This window comes from Frankia sp. CgJB1 (genome assembly GCF_977947065.1).
Map to the genome: position 1 here is coordinate 1 of NZ_CDWTNB010000076.1, position 18,222 is coordinate 18,222.

Below are 18,222 nucleotides of genomic sequence, written 5' to 3' on the forward strand. Positions count from 1 at the left end.
AGATGCTACGTTGCGTTGGCGGTATGTGAGTTAGATTTAACGTTCTGTTCATCCTTTCCGGTAACCATCCTTACTCGCGCGCGGATCGCGGATGATTCGGCGTCCGCGGTCTCCGCGGGAACGGCTATGGGAACGGCTACAGGACACGGCCGGCATGACCGGACGCGACTGGGCGCGACCGGGCACGGAAAAGGCTCCCCGGTTTTTCGGGGAGTCCTATGTACGTATGGTGTCGATGAAGTTACGCCACGCAATGAATGGTCTGAGGTTCGCGCTCTTCCCGCAGGTAGCAGCCATGATGGCGCCGCGCCTGGTGATGCTGTTGATCATGGGAACGGCCAGTCCGCCGAGCGGACAGGGGGTGCGATCTGTCAAGCTCGTAGCGAACGAAGCACGTCGAGGATCGGCGGTGGCGTGGGGCCGATCCTGCCGATCGGCAGGATCGGCCCCACGCCGACTCACGCGCAGGCGCGCCCCGGTCGGATGGAAGGAGATGCTCGCCATGGCCTCGCGCTTGGCGCGATCTGACGAGAAGGACGAGAAGGTCGATCGGCGGGTCCGGGTGCAGGGGGAGCCGGTCGACTCCTACCCGCAGCTGCCACCGGAGGTCGGCCGCGGTTCCATCCGCAGGATCACCGTTGTCGGTGAGCCTGTTCTGCACCGGCCCTGTAAGAAAATCACCGAGTTCGGGACCGCGGAGCTCGCTGCGCTGATCGACGACATGTTCACCACCATGTACGGCGCCGAAGGTGTCGGACTCGCGGCGAACCAGATCGATGTTGACGCCGCGGTCTTCGTCTACGACTGCACCGACGAGGATGGTGTGCGGCACGTGGGCCATCTGGTCAACCCCGTCCTGGAGGAGGCGCCGCCGACGGAGCGCCGGCTCGTCAAGGGAGAAGAGGGGTGCCTGTCTGTTCCGGGGGCCTACATGGAGGTCGCCCGGCTCGGGCATGCCGCTGTCCGCGGTCAGGACCAGCACGGTGCCCCGCTCCGCCTGGAGGGAACCGGCTATTTCGCCCGTTGCCTGCAGCATGAGACCGATCACCTGTACGGCAGCCTCTACATAGACCGGCTGTCGAGCCGCGGACGCAAGAAGGCCCTCCGCGAGATGGAGGAGCGGACCGAGGAGATCTTCGCCCGCCGGGTCGAGGTGGCCGCCCAGCTCGGCAAGTAGCGTGCCACTGGCGCGCGCTACCTGTCCTACGAGAAAGGCTACCTGTCCTGCGAGAAAGAGGGAGTCGGCGGTGGATGTGGTGTTGCGGCGGGCGGCCGAGGCGGCGACGGGCTTCATGCCCGCGGAGGAGGGCCTGGCGCTCTACGCGGCGGCGACGCGGGTATCGGCCGGCGGCCTGATCTGCGAGGTCGGCACCTACTGCGGTAAGTCGGCCCTGTACCTGGCCGCGGCCGCCCGGACGGTGGGGGCGACGATGGTCACCGTGGATCATCATCGCGGGTCGGAGGAGAACCAACCCGGGTGGGAGTACCACGATGCCGATCTCGTCGACCCGCGTAGCGGCCGGCTGGACACGCTGCCCTTCCTGCGGTGGACGCTGGAGGACGCGGGCGTCGAGGACGTCGTGACGGCGGTCGTCGGCCGCTCCGAACGGGTGGGGCGATGGTGGTCGACCCCGGCCGACCTGCTCTTCCTCGACGGTGGGCACACCGAGGAGCAGGCCCAGGCGGACTACGAGGCCTGGGGTCGCCATGTGCGGCCCGGCGGTCTCCTGGCCATCCACGACGTCTTTCCGGACCCAGCGGACGGGGGCCAGGCACCTTACCACGTTCTGGTGCGAGCACTGGCGGAGGGCTTCCGCGAGCTGTCGTGCGCGGGTTCGCTGCGCGTCCTACGCCGCGTCGACTGAGCGGCATCCGCAGGCCGGCCGCTGCCGAGGAAGCCGGCGCTCGGCGGGTGTCCCCACCTCCGTCCCCACCTCCGTCCGCGGCTCCGGAAGCCGCCTGCCGCCCTGCCGAGGCTCGTCGGACTCCTTGTCGAGGACACAGGTCCCCTCGGGGAGGTCGTCGCCGCGGAAGAGGGTCTCGGTGACCCCGCCGGCCAACGTGTCGACCGCGAGGATCACCGCCGCCGCGGTCCAGGTTGACTGTTCGGCAGGCCAGAACGTCGTGGTCTCGAACTGCCAGCCCGTCCAGTAGCTCCCGTCGGCGTGCCGCAGGTGCTGCATGTCCATGACCAACTTGGTCGCCGCGGCGGTCTCGCCCACGAGATGCAGGGCGATGGCGAGTTCGCAGGTCTCGGCCCCCGTGACCCAGGGCTCGTCAGCCACGCAGCGGATACCCAGACCGTCGACGACGAAGTCGTCCCACCGGCTGGTGAGCCGGGACCGACCCGCGGACCGGCGCAGCGCTCCGCCGATCACCGGGTAGTACCAGTCCATCGACCACCGGTCGCGGGGGGCGAAGTACTCCGGGTGAGCGACGAGGGTGTGCCGCAGCGCGCCGGTCGCCCGTTCCCAGGCCGGTGGCACCTCCCCGACCAGGGCGGCGAGCGCCATCCCGCAGCGCAGGCTGTGCAACGTGCTGGAGCATCCCGTCAGCAGGGCCTCGGGGTAGTCGACACCGTCCGACGACCGGGCCCACCAGATCTGTCCGGTCGGGCTCTGCATATCGACGACGAAGTCCAGGGCCGCCTCGACGACCGGCCAGATCCTCGTGAGGAAGGCGCGGTCACCGGTGGCCAACCAGCGGTGCCAGGCTGCGGTGGCGACATAGGCGCACTGGTTGCTGTCGGCGAAGTCCTCCTTGACCGCGCCGCCGACGTAGCTCGTCGCCCAGGATCCATCCGGCCGCTGGTTGCGACACAGCCAGGCCCACGCGGCGTCGGCGGCGTCGACCAGGCCGCCGAGGTCGAGGGCCATGGTGCATTCGAGATGATCCCACGGGTCGGTATGGCCACCGGGATACCAGGGGATGGCGCCGTCCGGCTCCTGGACAACGGCGATCGCGGTCGCGGTCGCGGTGAGCGTCTCGGGGGTCAGGACCGGAGCAGACTCAACCGGCCGCACGCGTTACCTCCGGCTTCCTCAGATACAGCACGATGCTCTTGCCGATGATCGGATTGAGGGCCCGCTCGGCGAGGCGGGTGATGCGGGGACGGCGCATCATGTCCCACACCAGCAGCCGGTGGTAAAGCCGCGTCGCCGGATGGCCGTCGTCGTGGACACCGACGAGACACCGCAGCCACCAGTACGGGGCGTGCAGGGCGTGCGCGAAATGGGTGCCGGCCGGTTCCAGTCCCACCGCGGTCAACCGGTCACGAAGCTCGTCCCGGCGGTAGATGCGGACATGGCCCCCCTCGACGCTGTAATAAGCCGTCGACAGGCTCCAGCACACCTGCTCGGGGAACCGGTTCGGGACGGTGACCGCCACCCATCCCCCGGGCCGCAGCACCCGGGCGATCTCCGCCATCGCCGCCGTGTCGGCGGGCAGGTGTTCGAGCACCTCGGCGGCGATGATCCGGTCGAAGGTGCCGTCGGCGAACGGCAGCGCCAGCGCGTCACCGCGTACTCCGGCGGCCTTCGCCTTGGGTGGAGCCTGTCCCTCCAGGGCCATCGCGGCGAGCATCGCGTTGACGCCGGCGACCTCGTCGGCGGAGTAGTCCAGCGCGATGACCTCGGCGCCCCGTCGGAACGCCTCGAACGTGTGCCGCCCGGCGCCGCATCCCAGGTCGAGCAGCCGGCAGCCCGCGGAGACGGGAAACCGGTCGAAGTCGACGGTCAGCATGCGTCGGCCGTCAGCCGGTCAGCGTCGACGACGCCGGTGCGGACGCCCCGGCGCCGGGTGCGGACAGCGGTGCTGGCGTTGCGGTGGCTGGTGTGGACAGTGGTGCCGGCATCCCGGAGGGCGGGACGGGCGGCGCCCAGCGGGCCGCCGATCCCAGTTCCGGGACGGGAGGTCCCGGGAAGGGGGAGGTGGGCGTCCCGCCGACTGCCGCGATCCGCTCGGCGTACCAGTCCGCGGTGGCCGCGGCGGCCGCCCGCCAGGAGAACCGCGCCTCCACCCGGCGGCGCCCGGCGGCACCCATTCGGGCCCGTCGTTCGGGGTCGTCGAGCAGGGAACCGATGGCGTCCGCCAGGGCCCCCGCATCCCCCGGCGGGACCAGCAATGCGGCCTCCCCGTCCGGACCGGCGACCTCGGGCAGCGCCCCGGCGGTGGTGGCGACCAGCGGGATCCCGCAGCCCATCTCCTCGACGGCGGGCAGGCTGAACCCCTCGTACAGCGAGGGAACGACCGCGACCTCGGCGGAGCGCAACAGGTCCACCAGCTCCAGTTCCGGCATGTTGGAACGGAACGTCACGGCGTCGGCCAGGCCCAGCTCGGCAACCTGGCGCTGGGCCGTTCCCCCTTCGCGGGCCTTGCCGACGCAGACCAGGTGCGCCGAGCGATCCACCCGCAGCTTCGCGAGCGCCTCGAGCAGGACGAGCAGGCCCTTGAGCGGAACATCGGCGCTGGTCACAACGACGACACGGCCCGGAACCGCCGGATTGCCCGAGGGTGCCGGCGTGAAGACGTCGGCGTCGACTCCCAACGGAACCGTGTGCATGACCGCTGAGGGGAGGTTCATGTCTGCGATGATCTCTCGCCGGGAGCTCTCCGACGGGATGACGATGCCGTCCAGCCCCCGCGCGACCCGGGCCTGCATCAGGAGGAACGAGTACCACCGGCGCAGGCCCAGCCGGGACGTGAAGGTGGTTGCCGCGGCGAGGTGCAGGCGGCGATCGACCGTGATCGGATGATGCACGGTGCCCACGACCGGGATCCGGTACGGGCGCAGGGCCGCCCGCAGCGCCAGCAGGCCGTATCCCAGCCCCTGGTTGTCATGGACGATGTCGAACGGCGGTCGGCCCCCGGATGCCCTGGGACGCAGGGCCTGGCAGGCACGCAGGCTGAAGGCGAGCGGCTCGGAGAACTGGCCGGTCCGCATCATGGCGAACTCGACGACGTCCGGCAGGCCGTGGAACTCGGCCAGTCCGGGCCACCGGAACGGGTCGGAGTCCCGGTAGAGATCGAGGCTGGGCAGTTCGGTGAGGCCGACCCCCTCCTCGAGCACCGGGTACGGCGGCCCGCTCACCACCTGGACGCGGTGCCCCAGGGCGACCAGTTCGCGGGACAGATGTCGGACGTACACACCCTGGCCACCGCAGGTGGGCAGACTCCGGTACGACAACAACGCAATCCGCAACTGTGCGCCCTCCGTCCGTCTCGGGCCATGTCCTGGTTCCTCGACGTCGAGGGTGGCGCCGCTTCCTGGCACATTAGGATATTGAGTGCCGATCTTCACTGAAATGGGCCGACGCTGCGTCCCAGCGGTGTGCTTTGCGTCACATTAGGACTCTTCGTCGCGAGTCCAAGATCTGCGGCAACGAGGGAGACTTGCCTCTCCAGAGGGTTTTGTGTCCGCTTTATCCCGCAAGGGATCGGCGAAGACACATTTTCCCCTTCGTGATCTAGACGGGGGGCGGGCTACCTCTGGTCGGTCATGCCTGGCCATGCTAGGCGGAGTCGTCCTCTCGGGTCTTGGCTGATCCTTGAGGGCAACGACTCGGCATGGCTGGGGCCTAGGGCTGCGGCTGGCTCTTGGCGGCTGCCGGTCGGTACTGCGTGATCCATGTCTCGACGTCGGCGGGTTGCCAGAGACGGACCGTACCTTGATCGATATGCGGTGCGGGGAAGTCTGGGCGGTGGGAAAGCTGGCGGGCACGCTCGGCCGTGATGCCGAGACGTCGTCCAATATCGCCCGTCGTCCACAGGTCGTTCTCGCCCATGGGCTACAGCCTATTGCGGCATCCCAAGCATCTCGCTACTCTTGGGGTGCCCCAATAGGCGGCCCTGGCGGTGAGCTCCCACTCTCTCCGCCAGGGCCTTGATCTCGCATCCTCCTGGAAGGGAACGTGACCTATGCCCATGATCTCAGATGGTGAGTCTCGGCTGCCGGACGGCATGCGTTCGGATCTTAGTGTGGTGCTGATGGCGCATCCGGCGGAACCTCCGGCAGTCGAGATGCCGCCGATCATACCGGGTTTCCAGGTCCGTCGGCCGGTACTCGTGTTTCCGGGCGGCATGCGGGTCTGTGTCGACGCTATGAGCACGGATCGTGAGGCGGCTACCTGGTGGGCTGATCTGGCGGTACAGGCTACGTATGCGTCCATCTGGCACGGCACCCGATCGGAAGACGAGCGAGAGATCACAAAGAGCGAGTAACGCAAGACCCGCTACCGTGCGGCGGCCGGTGACCTCGCCTGGGGTTGCTGGCCGTTCGCCGTTTCCGGCCTTCAACAACCTATACAAAGTTTGCGATGATGTAGGTACAGCAACGAAAGCGGCCCGACCGGTGCGGGAACACCGATCCGGGCCTGAGTCCCACAACCTGCCAGATCAGGAGCGGAACCTATGTTTACTATGCCAGATGATCCGGTGCGGCAGAGCGCCTACCTCGTTGATCAGTTGATTGCCAGGGTGCGCGAGGCGCTGGCATTGGTGGCGGCTGAGCTGGACGACGGTCCGCCCGGGAACCTCGTGCCGCGGCGTCGGCGCTGCGTGACCTGTCCGCGATGATCGGCATCGTGACGAGCACTAACAGCCTCGCGGTCCTTGATGCGGTGTGGTTCGGTCTGCTTGAGGCGTCGGACGGCGTGTCGGCTTGCCGCGCATCCGGCGAGGATGCGTGATGCCGGGGCTGGCGCGGGCGTTGAACTTCGTTCGTCAGGACGTCAGCGTGACCGAACGGGATGATCAGCGGGCGGTGTTCGCTGCGGCATGCTCGGCACGGGCCTGGCAGGCCGGTGGGACAGTCTACCAGACCGGTGACAGGCTGCATGAGTGGGCGGCGGTCGTCCGGCTCGTCCACTCCGGCGCCTACGACCTGGTGGTCGTCGACACGATCGACCGGTTGGCCACCACTGAAGCGGGGCGCATGGCGGTACTGGGCATGCTGCGCTGCACGGGGGTCCGCGTCTTTGCAGTACGTGACGTCCTGGATACGGGCGATCCGGTGGGCTGCGCTCTCGTCGACTCGCTGTTCACCTAAGAAATGATCAGGATCGGGTCGGGTGGCTGCGACGTCACCCGACTCAGTTTTTGATCTTCATAGACCCCGGGCTGAGCTGATCTCCTCCGTCGGTCGGGCGGCGGAGGAGATCAGCGGACGTACGCGGCATCTCCCCCTCCTCCAGAGCGAGGGCCGGGGTTTGGGGCGGAGCCCCAACAACCAGCAACGGCATTACCCTCGCCGGACCTCGCTCGACCCGTCGACCACCCGCGTGGACCAGCGGCACCCTCACCGCCGATCGTCACGATCGTCACGAACCCCCCTGGCGGGGGGCCTGACGCTCCGACGGGCCGACGGGACGACGCTCCGGCCGGGGTGCCGACCGGAGGGAGGCGGGGCCCCGGCCGGGTGCGGCGATCCCGTAGGCGCGGCGCGCACGGCGACGCGCGGCGCGTGCGGCAGGCCCACCGCGGCGGCCGAAGGTCGCCCTTGAAAAAAAATGGGGTAGAGAACATTGGCGACGATCTAGATGGTTGGGCCTGCTGGGAGCGCACGGCGCTCAGATGAGACCTGTTCACCCAGGTCGCGGACGGGTTCGAGCCGTGCCCACTCCTCGTTGCGGGCGAGGGTGTGCCAAATACCGGCGGCCCGGTTGAAGGTCGGGCCGTTGGTCACTTCCTTGCCGTCAACGATCATGAGGGCGTCACTTGCTGCGGTGGCTGCCTGTTCGGGGTCTGGGTGGGTGCGGTGGATGAAGGCCCGTGCGAGTGCGAGATGGGTGCCGGCGGTGCTGACGTACCGTCCGGTTCCGCTGAGCATCGCCAACGATGCGCGGGCGTGTGGCTCGGCTTCGTCACCCTTGCCGAGATAGCCGATTACCACCGCATTGAAAGCTTCGCTGGACTCTTCGTCGATCGGTGAAGGTCCTGGCAGGCGGTTGCCGGTCCAGAGATGATCATTCATGGTCCGCAAGGCGGTTAGTGCTTCGTCTTCGCGGCTGGTGATGGCGTAGGCGCGGGCCTGTGCGCAGGCGAGGAGCGGGACGATATAGGGGTGCGCCTGCGGCTGGGCCTGGGCGGCGATGTCCGCAGCGGTCTCGAACTCGCGGGCGAAGAAGGCCACGGCGGAGCGCATGGCGGCAACCGATCCGGCAAGTAGTGGGTTACCGGCTGCCTGGGCGTGTTGAGCGGCGAGGACGAAGAACGTCAACGCGCCGTCGTCATCGCCCATGTCGAAGGCGAGTCGACCACGGTAGAAGGCGTATTGGCCGGCGAGGAGTTCGAGGTCGCGACGGTCGGTGCCGGTGACTCTGGTTTCCAACCGGGCTTCCGCATCGTCCCACGCCTGTTCGACGGGTCCGAGTAGATCCGCGTGCGGTGTCGTGGAGTAGATCCGGGTGAGGCGTTGGATGCCCTGGTGGAGCTGGGCGACACTGTGAGGGGGTCCGGGGTGGACGCGGCGATGGCGCGGGAGATCTGCGCGGCGCGGCTGGTGGCGCCAGTCGTGGCGGTGCTGGCGGCAAGGAGGATGCCGGTGCCGAGTAGGTCACGGCGGCGCGACGGACTCATCTCCTCGCGGGGCGGCCCGCTGCTGGGCTCCGCCTGAGCGGGAACCATGACGGGACGTGGTAGCATGGGCGGCGGGGCTACGGCCTGTGTCTCACGGTAGCGAGTGGGATTCCGGGTCAGCAAATCTTCCACGGAAACGTGAAACATCTCCTCCAACACCCGGCATGCCGCCGGATAGGGCCTGGTGGCTACCTGGCCGGCGATCCACCGTTTCGCCTGCCGGTCGCTGAGTGGCTCCGGCACCCGAAGATCGTTGTTTTCCCGGCTAAGTGTGCGGGTGGTGGTGTCGAAGACACGGCGGAAGTCGTCGTAACTCCAGTTCCGATCATGAAGTAGTCGGGCGAGCATCGTGTCGCTGCGGGGCGGGGCCATCAGCGGTCCTTCCGACTGTCTGGCGGGGTCTGAGGTCCTGGTCAGGTGCCATGTTCCGACCGCCGGCCTCGAATGTCACGGGATGGCATCAGGAAGGCACGGATGGCATGCGGATGCCGTGCCGTGCCGTCATGGTGGCGGCGTTCCCCTGCGCCCCGACGGTCACTGTGATGCCTGGTTCGGTGGCCGATAGTGATGCCCGGCGGTTCTGGTCGGGTTGGCCTTCGTGTCCTCGGCGGGCGCTGTGAACGGTTCCGGGCGGGCTGTTCCACGGGGTGGGGCCTGCCCGGGGCCACCTTGTTGTGATCACGAGACGAGGGGGGTCCTGGCGTGGGCCGGTGGGAGGACGAGCACTTTGCCCGGTTGGAATGTGAGGTGCCGGTGCGGGGCCGGGATCGTCTGGCCTGGTGGCGGACGACGCAGGCCGGCCCGGGGGCGGTGGAGGTGGCCGCAGTGCCGGTTGGGACGCTCGGGCTGCTCGACACCCCGGGGATAGCGGTGCGGCACGGCCGGATCCCGGCGGGGGCGGGGTTGCTGTTCGAGGCCGGGGAGTGGGCGGTGTTCCTGGCCGGGGTGGGTCGGGGTGAGTTCGGGTTCGCCCGGTTGGCGGCGTTGCCGGTTCCCTCGGTGCCGGTTCCCCCGGCTGCCGGGGTGGGGGCCGGTGATGGGTGAGCGTGCCGGCGTCGGGGGCGGGGCGATGTCCGCTGCCAGGGCTGGTCGGGGGGAACACCCGGGCTGGTCGGAGGCGTGGTCGCGGATCTTGGCCGGTACGGGGGCGGATCAGGCGGCCACGGTGTGGGTGGTGGCGGTGGTCGACGGGCCGGACCGGGACGTGGACGGGGTGGTCGGCTACTTCGCCACCCCCCGGGACGCGGACCGGCATGCCCGTGCCCACGGATACGGGGAGTGGCTGGTGGTGCCGGCGCTGGTGCTGCACCGGCCGGATGATCCGGTGGTGGTCCTGTGACCGGGGGGTGGCCGTTGCTGGTCCTGGACGGCGACGGTGTACTGATCACCAGCTTTCCGCGGGCGGAGTTCGACCGGGCCCACCGGTGGGCGCATGCCCGGGCCGGGGAACCGGTGGTGGAACTGCCCATTCTGGTGGAAGACCTGCTGGTACGGGTGACGTGGACGATCGGGCGGACCTCGTGCACGGCAACCCGCTGGGGGGTGCTGCCGGACGGGCCGGCACCACGGCTGGGTTGTCTGCTCCACGGTGGCGCCCGGTCGGGGCGGGAGACACGGTGACCCGGCTGTGGGACGTGCAGGCCGGCAACATCCCGGACGTGGAGCTCCCCGGCGGCGACGGGCTGCTTCTGGCCGGGCCGGTGCTGGAGGTGGACTGTAACCGCTGTGTACAGGTGAGGCTCCGGCCGGTGGCGGCCACGGCGCAGGACGAGGTGGCCACGGTGACGGTGCATCCTCGGACCTGCCCGCCGGGGAACACCCGGCTGGCGTTTCTGCTCGGCCGGTACATCCACGGGGACCGGGTGGCGGCCGGGGTGGACCTGCCGGTGGTCACGGTCGGCTGTGCGCTGCGACCGGAAGAGTTCGGGGGAGTCGGCATCATGCCGGTGTCGCATCAGGTCCGGCTGCTGGACGGCGGTGGCCGGTGGGTGGAACACACGATGTGGGAAGTGATGTCCCTGTCCCGGTACGCGGCCTTGGCCAGGAAGAACCGGCTATGAGCCGAGACGCGAGGAACGGCGATCCGTCAGGCCGGGTGTGGACGATCAAGCAGGACAGGATTCCCCGGTGGGGCCGCTACCTCGGCGGCCGGACGGGTGACGGGTTTCTCATCGCCCGGCCGGTCCGTAGCTCTGCGGCGGGCACCCGGCTGGGCATGGCGTTCTACCCGGCGGAATTGAAGCCGCTGGCGATGGAAGCGCTCGGGGCTGCGATCGCGGCGCCGGATGTGCGGGGCACGGTGACCATCCATACCCGGGGGTGTGCCGCGGAGGCCACGGGGTTGGCGGTGGTGATCGGTCTGCGGCTACGGGCACAGCACCCCAAGGATGATCTTGCAGTGATCACGATGGGGGGCGACCGGTACGACGGGATGCCGGGCGAGTGGGTGCCGCATCGGGTCCGGGTGGTGGGCACGGAGGGGCGGGCGACGCTGCGCACCGTGTGGGAACTCGTCCCCACCCGGAGGATCCGGGATCTTGCCGCCCGGGTGCGAAGGGACGGCATCCGCCTGTAAGCCCGTGACGGGTAGAGGCGCCTGCCCGTCACTGCGGGGAGGACTCCGCCCTGCCCCCCAACCACCGGGCGGGGTCCTCCCACCCTGAAGACGTGGCCGGCAGGCCTGCGCTTCCCTGCCGGTCACCTGACCGGCCTCGGATCCGGGTTGCGCCCCCTCGCGCCCAGTCCGGGGTCTTCTCGTATGCGGCGGGGCCGGTAGTGCTCTACCGGTGGTGGGGGTGCTGGGGGCTGGCTGGCAACGGCGGGGATGGTGATCTCGCCGGTGACTCGGTTGGGGTGGTGTGCTGGCGGGGGTGGTGTGCTGGTGGGGATGTGAGGTGTGGGGAAGGCATGCGGGGGTGGTGGGATGCTGGGTGTCCAGGGCATGGGGATGGCCTGGGGGTCGGCGGTGGGCTGTGCGGCGGTGAGCCTGCGCCAGATTTCCGCCGCTAGTGCTTCTGTGACGGTGCGTTGATGGCGGCGCAGGAAGCTGCCCCCGGTGATGTCGTACGGCTCCGCAGCGTCTGCGGGCCGGTCGGTGACGCTGTGTTTTTCTTTCCCGTCGAGGTCCAGGAGGAGGCGGAGCGCGCGTGCTTCGCTCCCGCCGATGGCGGCAACGTTGGCTTTGATGATCGCGTGGGCGGTGAAAGCCCTGCGGAGAAGCGCGTCGGGTTCCTCGGGCTCAACTCGCGGCGGAACGATCATGTCTGTTAGCTGTCGGCGTACATCAGGGGTGATCATGTAGGTAGGCAACCGGATACCGTTGCGGTAGCAGAGGGTTAGGACTGTGGTCAGTTCTGTCACGTCGGGGGGTATGGCGATCCTTTCTCGTCTCGTGTTGGCGCGTCCGCGTGGTGTCCGGGTTCCGTCCGCGTGCCGTCCGGCCACTGACTATGCACGGTGCGTGTCTGTGCTCCGTCCGCGTTCCGTCCGGGTTGGGGACATGTAGAGCGGACGTCCGTGGCTGGTCTGGGTCTGGTCTGTGAAAGAGCCGCGGACAATCCGCGTCTTGTCCTAGGAAAAGGGATTCCTGATCCGCAGGATGGGGTGTGTGAGGCGGTCGGCTTCACGGTCTTCGTTCCTGGAGGGTTTTCCCATGCCCCGTTACTATGTGCGGACCACCTTCGGGTTTGGCTGGTGGGTAGCTTTCTTTTGGTGCCTGTACCTGAGCCTTTTTCTGTTTTCTGAGGCGTCGGCCGCGATCCCGTTCATCGTCGTCGCCGTGATCGTCATTTCCGTGATCCGGATGGTCGGAAAGGCGATGTGGTGATGCGGCGGCGTGTCGAGCTGGCCTCCGAGGAGATATCCCGGCGTCATCAGACGCTGTTCGTGCTGGCGCTGATGGCGTGGTGCGCGGGGATGTGCGCGCTGTCGTTGGCGGCGACGGTGGTCGTGGAGGTGCTGCACCGGCCGGGGCCTGGTCCGGTGTCGGTGACCGTCGCGGCCGGTGAGGCCTGGTGAGCGTGGAGGGTCTGCCGGATCTGGGCATGCTGTGGATGGGGCTGTGCTCCACGATCCGTCACGGCGCCACGGCCGCACGGCTCGGGGCGTACACCCCCGGGGTGGTGGATGTGCTGGAGCCGGGGGTAACGCCGTGGGCGGCGCGGATGCTCGCGGCTGAGGATCTGATCCGGAACGCGGCGGCGGGGCTGGATAGTCCGCAGGATCGGGCGGTGCGGCTGCTGCTCGGGCTCTCCCCCGGAACGGCGGGTTTGCGCGTCAGTATGCGGCGGGCGCGGGCGGCGGATGCGCTGCGGATCGCACCGACGAGCCTGCGGGGTGACCGTGAACATGCGTTGATGTGGGATCTCGCGGTGCAGGTATGCAAACTGCTCCTCCAGCGGTAGCACGAGGGGCACGGGCGGGGTACAGGGCTTTCCTGTACCCCGCTTTTCCGTGTGCCGGGTGCGCTGGTTGTGCGTGCGGACTGCGTGAAAAGCGGGTGGCCGGCTGGCGCATTTTTCACGCACAACCTAGGCGCTTTCGGCGCACTACCTCGGGAGACCATGAGATCAGGCCGATGACGGGCGGCACCAGAAAATACCAATGATCAGAGGTGACGCGATGCGGGTGATTCCCGTGGACGTGACGGCGTTTTCCGTGGTAACCGCGATGGGTCCGGCTGCGTCGGTGATAGACCGAGAGTCCGGCAGCCAGCGAGGGAACGCGGATGGGCTGCCGTTGTGGACCGTGCCGGTTGCAGTCGCGATGGCGGACGGCACAGCGGAAGTGATCACGGTCCGGATCGCCGGTGAGGCGCCGACGGTACAGCCGGGGACGCCGGTACGGCTGACGGGCCTGGTGGGCCGCTCCTGGCAGATGCAGGGCCGTCACGGCATCTCGTACTCGGCTGCGTCGATCACCGGAGTGTCGAGCAAGAGCTAACCGGCTCGGGGGTGGCGGTGCCCTGACCGTGTGCCGCCACCCCGGCCGGTCCTGCTCGTGCGCGAAAAGGAGTAGGTGTGTCGGTGCTACGGATCCGGCCGGGCCGGATGCGGAAAGATCAGTTTCGGCTGTCGTTGCGGCCGTCGGTGCCGGAACTGCTGGTCCGGTACGGCCTACGGCATATGTGGGGATGGCGCCGTGAGGTGCTGGCGTTGCTCGTGCTGCTGATGGTGCCGCAATCGATCTGGGGACGGGGGCTGCTCCTCGGCCTGGTGCTGGTCGTGCTGTGGTCGTGCCGGTGCTGCGCCGGGCGGTGGTCGGCTGGCTGCTGGGTGGGCGGCTGCGGCGACGCTGGGCGGCTGCCTGCCATGCCTGCCGGGTGGAAACACCGTCTGCTGGGGGCGGTGGGCGTGTTCCCCGGATACGGCGGGCGCGGCGGGGCGCGGCGGGCTGGCATCTGCGGCTGGTCCTGTCACCAGGCCTGCGCGTGGACGATCTCCAACAGGCGGCGGGGAAGCTGACGGCCATGCTGAAGCTGCGGGAGGTGCGGATCTCTCCGGATCTGGACCGGGCGGACCGGGTCGGCCTGGTGTTGGTGCGCCGTGAGGTGCTAGACTGGGCAGTCCGCGCGGATCTGCTGCCCGCCGGTGCGGCCGGTGAGCTGGACGCCCTACCGATCGGGGTGCGGGAGGATCGTCGGGCCTGGCTGCTGCCGCTGCGCGGGTCGCATGTGCTCATCGCCGGGGCCACCGGGGCCGGTAAAGGCTCAGTCATCTGGTCGATCATCCGGGCGCTTGCCCCGTCGATCCGCGGGGGCGTCGCGGAGGTCTGGGCGTGTGACCCGAAGGGCGGCATGGAACTCGCCTTCGGGGAACCTTTGTTCGCGCGTTTCGGCGTAACCGCGGCGACGATCGCGGATTTCCTCGAAGATGCCGTGACGGTCATGGAGCGGCGCACGGGCCGGCTACGCGGGGTGGCCCGGTCCCACACACCCACCCCGGACGATCCCCTGATCGTGATCATCATCGATGAGGTCGCGAGCCTGACGGCCTACGTGTCCGATGCGGCGGTCAAGAAGCGGATCGCGGTTGCGCTGCAACTGTTGCTCTCCCAGGGCCGGGCACCGGGGGTCGTCGTCGGTGCGCTGCAAGACCCCGGCAAGGATGTGTTGCCGTTCCGGGACCTGTTCCCCGTCCGGGTCGCGCTCCGGCTGACGGAACCAGTATAGATCAACATGGTGTTGGGGGAGGGTGCCCGGGATCGGGGCGCGCTTTGCGACCGCATTCCCCGGGGCCTGCCCGGGGTCGGCTACGTCCTGGTGGACGAAGACCCGACCCCGGTCCGGGTCCGGGCCGGATGGCTCACCGACGACGACATCCGGACCATGGCCGCGCAGCATGCTCCGGTCCGTCCCACCACCCCGGTGGAACCGGCGGAAGGGTGGCGACCACAGCTGCCCTCGGTGCCGTCCATGCCACCTGCGGCCCCCGCGCCGCCTCCCCACCCTGCACCACCCCCGCCGGTCCCCGGCTGGGACGTGGATGACCCGACGATTCCGCTGCGCGCGTGGCGGCGACCCCCGCCACCCCCGGCGCTGCCCCCGGCTCCCCCGCCGGTCACGGCGGACGACGGCTCACCAGCCGCTGAACAAGCGTGGGCGCGCTGGGAAGAGCAGTTTCGGCGGTCCGGCTGACCATCTCACGCCGATGATCGCGGCGCGTTTCCCCTCCATCTGATTCCCGTGTGTGGGTGGTGTGGCTCTGCCACACCCGAAAGGGGTCACGGAAAGTGGCGGAGTCCGTACAGGTTGCGGTAGTCGGTGGCTGTGCTTCTCCGATTCGCCTGAAGGGCCATACGGATCATGTGGATGTCGCGTCCGGGGAGGTGCGGCGGGCGTTCTCGGCGGCGGGTTTGCCCGGCGGGGTGGTGCATGTGCGGTGCAACAACCGGCGGGAAAGCGTCTGTCCGGCGTGCTCGGAGCTCTACAAGCGGGACGCGCGGCGGATCGTGCTGTCCGGGCTGGCCGATGGCACGAGCGTTCCCGACACGGTCAGCGGTCATCCGGCGCTGTTCGTGACGTTGACCGCGCCGAGTTTCGGCCCGGTGCACTCCCGCCGGTCCCGGGGGAAGCGGGGTGAGGCGCGGGCGTGCCGTCCTCGGCGGGGCGAATGCCCGCATGGACGGCCGGCGGGCTGCCACGCCCGGCACGGGGACGGGGATCCCACGCTCGGACAGCCGCTGTGCCCGGACTGCTTCGACTATCCGGGCGCGGTCATCTGGAACTCGCTCGCGCCGATGCTGTGGAAGGTCACCCGGGATCGGGTGGAATCGGCGGTCGCGGCGGCGGCGGGGTTGACGGTGGCCGGTCTGCGCCGTCAGGTACGGATCACCTTCGTGAAGGCGGCGGAGATGCAGGCCCGGGGCCTGGTCCACCTGCACGCCGTCGTCCGGGTCGACGGGCGCGGCGAGGACCCGGATGACCTCGTGGCGCCGCCCGGGTGGGCGACCACCAGTCTGGTTGCCGACTGTCTGCGGGCCGTCGTGGCGGAGGTGTCCGTGGCCGCGCCCGACCCGCACGACCCGTCCGGAACACTGGCGGTCCGCTGGGGTGAGCAGGTCGATATTCGGCCGGTCGCGCTGGACGGACCCACCACCTCGGGGAAGATCGCTAACTATCTGGCGAAATACCTGACGAAGAGTGTCACGGCCGGGGGGCTGCTGGACCGGCCGGTGCGTAGCCTGGCCCATCTCGCCCGGCTCCCCCTGCACGCGCATGCGCGGCGGATGGTGGAAACCTGCTGGCAGCTTGGCACCGATGAAACGTTCGCGGCGGCACTCGACGAAGCCGCCGGACGGCAACCCGGACGGCTCCCCGCTCTGATCCGCTGGTCCCACGCCTTTGGCTGGGGTGGACACTGGATCACGAAAAGCAGGAAGTACAGCACGACGTTCGGCGCGTTGCGCGGTGCGCGGCGGGTCTACGCGCGGCTGATCGGCGGGGCGCTGTCCGGCCGGGGGCTCGTGGATGCGTTCGGCCGTCCGGACGGGGACCCGAACACGGTGGCCGTCGGCGTGTGGCGGTATGCCGGGCGGGGCCTGCTCACCGATGGTGATGCCGGGCCGGCGCGCACGGGACCGCCTGCGGCGGCAGGCCTGCCGGGTGGACTGCTGGCGGGCTGAGCGGATGACCGATGGGGCGATGCTGCCGTTCGACGACTGGGATCCCGATGGCCAGACCGAATCAGCCGGGCCGGTGGCCGTGCCCGCCAAGAAGATGAGCACCGAAGGTGCCGATACGCTTGTCACCCCGGCCATCGGGTCAACCGCCGGGAAGGCTGTCACGCCGCCACCGGTGGGGGTGGGCGGGCGGGCCGCCACCCGACCGGCACCGGCCGTGGATGCTGCGTCCGGGCCTGGGCGTCGGCGGGTGTTCCCCCCGGACGTGGAAGCGTGGGGGGGGGGGGGCGGTTCAGGCGGCTAAGGCTCTCTCCTGGTCGCCAGAGAAACGGCAAAGAATCGCACGACTACTTGGCGTGACAATCTCCGGTTAGAATTCGTAATGAAGTAATTAATGCAAGCCAATATGCGTCTTCGCAGGTCACGGGCTCGCGAGGACCCCGAAGTGAACAAGTTATTTTATTCCGAATCCTAAGCGTCGACTTTCGGGCCTTTGCGGCCCACGCCCCCGCATCCTCCCCTAACCCGGCCCTTACACTGGTAGATAGGATCTTTCCCCTCCCCCCGGGACGTTCCACGCAACCCTTTACCGCACAGACCACACCGGGCTATCTGGCTCAGCAGATGCACCCGCGCGTTCTTGCTCCGCCCGGCGATGTGACGATCACCAATCACGTTAATCATCTTCTGCCATTCGTCGACCGTGACAATCGGCTGCCACTGCCCGGCGACCGGAACATCCCTCACCGTCCCGTCCGGCTGCCGCTCCTTCCGGGTCACGATCTCCATACGGGTGTTGATCGTCCCGTCGTCGTTCGGGGTCTGTAGCCTCCGGGCACGCAACCCGCACAGACGCGGGTTCCGCATGATCTGTTGCACCGTGGTGAGCTGGAACCTACCGCCACGGGTACCGGTGAACCCCGCCTTGTCCCACCTGCGGACGATGTCCACGATCGGCATACCGTCCGCAAGATCCGCCACCGCTTCCCGGATCGCGTCAGCCTCCGGCTCGTTCAACGTCCGCTGATCGGCATTCCACCCGAACGGGCGCACCGTCCCGACCGGCTTCCCCTCCTGGGCGTACTGCTTGTGCGCACGCTTGACCCGACGCGACGTGTCGGCGCTCGCCTTGTTCGCCGCTACAGCCTGGGCACGGGCATTGTTCCGCCCGTACTCCGTCGTCAGATCCACACCGGGGCCGACGATCGGACACCCGTAAACCTCGACAACTTCGATCGCGTCTTCCAGGTCCAGCATGTCACGGGTGAGACGGTCCAAGTCATAGACAACGGCACCATCGATTACCTTCGATCGAAGATCGTCCAACAATCGCTCATACTCCGGCCGGATCACCCGCGTCATAATCCGCCCGTCCGGCTGCACGATCCGACGCTTCTTCCAGGCAGACGTCTTCTCCTGGTAGACCTGCGTCACCGTCCCGCCGTACTCGGATGCGAACTCGAAACCATCCTCATCCTGGCGCAATAGAGCGTCATCACCCCCCACACGCATGCTGTAACGGGTGTATAA

Annotated in this window: 22 protein-coding genes and 1 pseudogene; 17 read left to right on the forward strand and 6 right to left on the reverse strand. The window is 68.8% G+C overall.

From position 1 onward, the window contains the following. The first annotated feature begins 502 nt into the window (after window positions 1–502). On the forward strand, window positions 503–1,177 hold the full coding sequence (gene def / locus AC08OT_RS10620; protein WP_476594640.1) for a peptide deformylase: 675 nt from the start codon (window positions 503–505) through the stop codon (window positions 1,175–1,177). Between the two features lie 70 nt (window positions 1,178–1,247). Continuing rightward, window positions 1,248–1,865: a class I SAM-dependent methyltransferase gene (locus tag AC08OT_RS10625; RefSeq protein ID WP_476594639.1), complete on the forward strand. Its 618-nt coding sequence runs from the start codon at window positions 1,248–1,250 to the stop codon at window positions 1,863–1,865. Here AC08OT_RS10625 and AC08OT_RS10630 read toward each other — a convergent pair. The 4 genes from AC08OT_RS10630 to AC08OT_RS10645 form a co-directional block, all read right to left on the reverse strand. Continuing rightward, the gene (locus tag AC08OT_RS10630; RefSeq protein WP_476594638.1) at window positions 1,848–3,023 is read right to left on the reverse strand and encodes a hypothetical protein; all 1,176 of its coding nucleotides are present in this window, start codon (window positions 3,021–3,023) and stop codon (window positions 1,848–1,850) included. The genes AC08OT_RS10625 and AC08OT_RS10630 overlap by 18 nt on opposite strands. Next, window positions 3,010–3,741: a class I SAM-dependent methyltransferase gene (locus AC08OT_RS10635; RefSeq protein WP_476594637.1), complete on the reverse strand. Its 732-nt coding sequence runs from the start codon at window positions 3,739–3,741 to the stop codon at window positions 3,010–3,012. The genes AC08OT_RS10630 and AC08OT_RS10635 overlap by 14 nt, the downstream gene beginning before the upstream one ends. A 10-nt stretch (window positions 3,742–3,751) precedes the next feature. Then, on the reverse strand, window positions 3,752–5,200 hold the full coding sequence (locus AC08OT_RS10640) for a glycosyltransferase family 4 protein (RefSeq protein ID WP_476596222.1): 1,449 nt from the start codon (window positions 5,198–5,200) through the stop codon (window positions 3,752–3,754). Window positions 5,201–5,576: 376 nt separating this feature from the next. After that, the gene (locus tag AC08OT_RS10645; RefSeq protein ID WP_476594430.1) at window positions 5,577–5,783 is read right to left on the reverse strand and encodes a DNA-binding protein; all 207 of its coding nucleotides are present in this window, start codon (window positions 5,781–5,783) and stop codon (window positions 5,577–5,579) included. Between the two features lie 625 nt (window positions 5,784–6,408). Here AC08OT_RS10645 and AC08OT_RS10650 point away from each other — a divergent pair. Beyond that, complete coding sequence (locus AC08OT_RS10650; RefSeq protein WP_476594431.1) at window positions 6,409–6,573, forward strand: hypothetical protein; 165 nt, start codon at window positions 6,409–6,411, stop codon at window positions 6,571–6,573. Window positions 6,574–6,685: 112 nt separating this feature from the next. Beyond that, window positions 6,686–7,045, forward strand: coding sequence for a hypothetical protein (locus AC08OT_RS10655; RefSeq protein WP_476594432.1), 360 nt, complete (start codon window positions 6,686–6,688; stop codon window positions 7,043–7,045). A gap of 486 nt (window positions 7,046–7,531) precedes the next feature. Here the strand turns inward: AC08OT_RS10655 and AC08OT_RS10660 are convergent, their stop codons facing one another. Next, the gene (locus AC08OT_RS10660; protein WP_476602772.1) at window positions 7,532–8,326 is read right to left on the reverse strand and encodes a hypothetical protein; all 795 of its coding nucleotides are present in this window, start codon (window positions 8,324–8,326) and stop codon (window positions 7,532–7,534) included. 84 nt (window positions 8,327–8,410) lie between these two features. Between AC08OT_RS10660 and AC08OT_RS10665 the strand changes: the two genes are divergently transcribed. The 13 genes and pseudogenes from AC08OT_RS10665 (at window position 8,411) to AC08OT_RS10725 (ending at window position 16,695) form a co-directional block, all read left to right on the forward strand. After that, complete coding sequence (locus AC08OT_RS10665; protein WP_476594434.1) at window positions 8,411–8,611, forward strand: hypothetical protein; 201 nt, start codon at window positions 8,411–8,413, stop codon at window positions 8,609–8,611. Between the two features lie 665 nt (window positions 8,612–9,276). Further along, entirely contained in the window at window positions 9,277–9,618 is a 342-nt protein-coding gene (locus AC08OT_RS10670) for a DUF397 domain-containing protein (RefSeq protein ID WP_476602773.1), read from the forward strand. Then, window positions 9,611–9,913, forward strand: a complete 303-nt coding sequence (locus AC08OT_RS10675) for a hypothetical protein (protein WP_476602774.1) — start codon at window positions 9,611–9,613, stop codon at window positions 9,911–9,913. The genes AC08OT_RS10670 and AC08OT_RS10675 overlap by 8 nt, the downstream gene beginning before the upstream one ends. Further along, window positions 9,910–10,194: a hypothetical protein gene (locus AC08OT_RS10680; protein ID WP_240724258.1), complete on the forward strand. Its 285-nt coding sequence runs from the start codon at window positions 9,910–9,912 to the stop codon at window positions 10,192–10,194. The genes AC08OT_RS10675 and AC08OT_RS10680 overlap by 4 nt, the downstream gene beginning before the upstream one ends. Then, entirely contained in the window at window positions 10,191–10,634 is a 444-nt protein-coding gene (locus AC08OT_RS10685; RefSeq protein ID WP_476602775.1) for a hypothetical protein, read from the forward strand. The genes AC08OT_RS10680 and AC08OT_RS10685 overlap by 4 nt, the downstream gene beginning before the upstream one ends. Further along, window positions 10,631–11,149 (forward strand): hypothetical protein, encoded by a 519-nt coding sequence (locus AC08OT_RS10690; protein ID WP_476602776.1) that lies wholly within the window; start codon window positions 10,631–10,633, stop codon window positions 11,147–11,149. Before AC08OT_RS10685 ends, AC08OT_RS10690 begins: the two co-directional genes overlap by 4 nt. A gap of 455 nt (window positions 11,150–11,604) precedes the next feature. Further along, window positions 11,605–11,844: a hypothetical protein gene (locus AC08OT_RS10695; RefSeq protein ID WP_476602777.1), complete on the forward strand. Its 240-nt coding sequence runs from the start codon at window positions 11,605–11,607 to the stop codon at window positions 11,842–11,844. Window positions 11,845–12,226: 382 nt separating this feature from the next. Then, complete coding sequence (locus AC08OT_RS10700; protein WP_476594684.1) at window positions 12,227–12,400, forward strand: hypothetical protein; 174 nt, start codon at window positions 12,227–12,229, stop codon at window positions 12,398–12,400. Next, the gene (locus tag AC08OT_RS10705; protein WP_476594685.1) at window positions 12,400–12,591 is read left to right on the forward strand and encodes a hypothetical protein; all 192 of its coding nucleotides are present in this window, start codon (window positions 12,400–12,402) and stop codon (window positions 12,589–12,591) included. Before AC08OT_RS10700 ends, AC08OT_RS10705 begins: the two co-directional genes overlap by 1 nt. After that, window positions 12,588–12,977, forward strand: coding sequence for a hypothetical protein (locus tag AC08OT_RS10710; RefSeq protein WP_476594686.1), 390 nt, complete (start codon window positions 12,588–12,590; stop codon window positions 12,975–12,977). The genes AC08OT_RS10705 and AC08OT_RS10710 overlap by 4 nt, the downstream gene beginning before the upstream one ends. A gap of 217 nt (window positions 12,978–13,194) precedes the next feature. Continuing rightward, window positions 13,195–13,515, forward strand: a complete 321-nt coding sequence (locus AC08OT_RS10715; RefSeq protein WP_476594687.1) for an SCO3933 family regulatory protein — start codon at window positions 13,195–13,197, stop codon at window positions 13,513–13,515. Window positions 13,516–13,592: 77 nt separating this feature from the next. Further along, a pseudogene (locus tag AC08OT_RS10720) lies at window positions 13,593–15,208 on the forward strand (FtsK/SpoIIIE domain-containing protein). Between the two features lie 170 nt (window positions 15,209–15,378). Next, window positions 15,379–16,695 (forward strand): replication initiator, encoded by a 1,317-nt coding sequence (locus AC08OT_RS10725; protein ID WP_476602778.1) that lies wholly within the window; start codon window positions 15,379–15,381, stop codon window positions 16,693–16,695. A 468-nt stretch (window positions 16,696–17,163) separates the two neighbouring features. Here the strand turns inward: AC08OT_RS10725 and AC08OT_RS10730 are convergent. Then, the coding region (locus AC08OT_RS10730) for a recombinase family protein (protein ID WP_476602779.1) at window positions 17,164–18,222 on the reverse strand (1,059 nt) is incomplete at its 5' end.

Bases quoted from the DNA above. Each gene is read 5' to 3' on its own strand.
- AC08OT_RS10635 (WP_476594637.1), bottom strand. From the start codon at position 3,741: ATGCTGACCGTCGACTTCGACCGGTTTCCCGTCTCCGCGGGCTGCCGG.
- AC08OT_RS10700 (WP_476594684.1), top strand. From the start codon at position 12,227: ATGCCCCGTTACTATGTGCGGACCACCTTCGGGTTTGGCTGGTGGGTA.
- def (WP_476594640.1), top strand. From the start codon at position 503: ATGGCCTCGCGCTTGGCGCGATCTGACGAGAAGGACGAGAAGGTCGAT.
- AC08OT_RS10675 (WP_476602774.1), top strand. From the start codon at position 9,611: ATGGGTGAGCGTGCCGGCGTCGGGGGCGGGGCGATGTCCGCTGCCAGG.
- AC08OT_RS10690 (WP_476602776.1), top strand. From the start codon at position 10,631: ATGAGCCGAGACGCGAGGAACGGCGATCCGTCAGGCCGGGTGTGGACG.
- AC08OT_RS10645 (WP_476594430.1), bottom strand. From the start codon at position 5,783: ATGGGCGAGAACGACCTGTGGACGACGGGCGATATTGGACGACGTCTC.
- AC08OT_RS10655 (WP_476594432.1), top strand. From the start codon at position 6,686: ATGCCGGGGCTGGCGCGGGCGTTGAACTTCGTTCGTCAGGACGTCAGC.
- AC08OT_RS10715 (WP_476594687.1), top strand. From the start codon at position 13,195: ATGCGGGTGATTCCCGTGGACGTGACGGCGTTTTCCGTGGTAACCGCG.
- AC08OT_RS10650 (WP_476594431.1), top strand. From the start codon at position 6,409: ATGTTTACTATGCCAGATGATCCGGTGCGGCAGAGCGCCTACCTCGTT.
- AC08OT_RS10705 (WP_476594685.1), top strand. From the start codon at position 12,400: ATGCGGCGGCGTGTCGAGCTGGCCTCCGAGGAGATATCCCGGCGTCAT.
- AC08OT_RS10695 (WP_476602777.1), top strand. From the start codon at position 11,605: ATGGCGGCGCAGGAAGCTGCCCCCGGTGATGTCGTACGGCTCCGCAGC.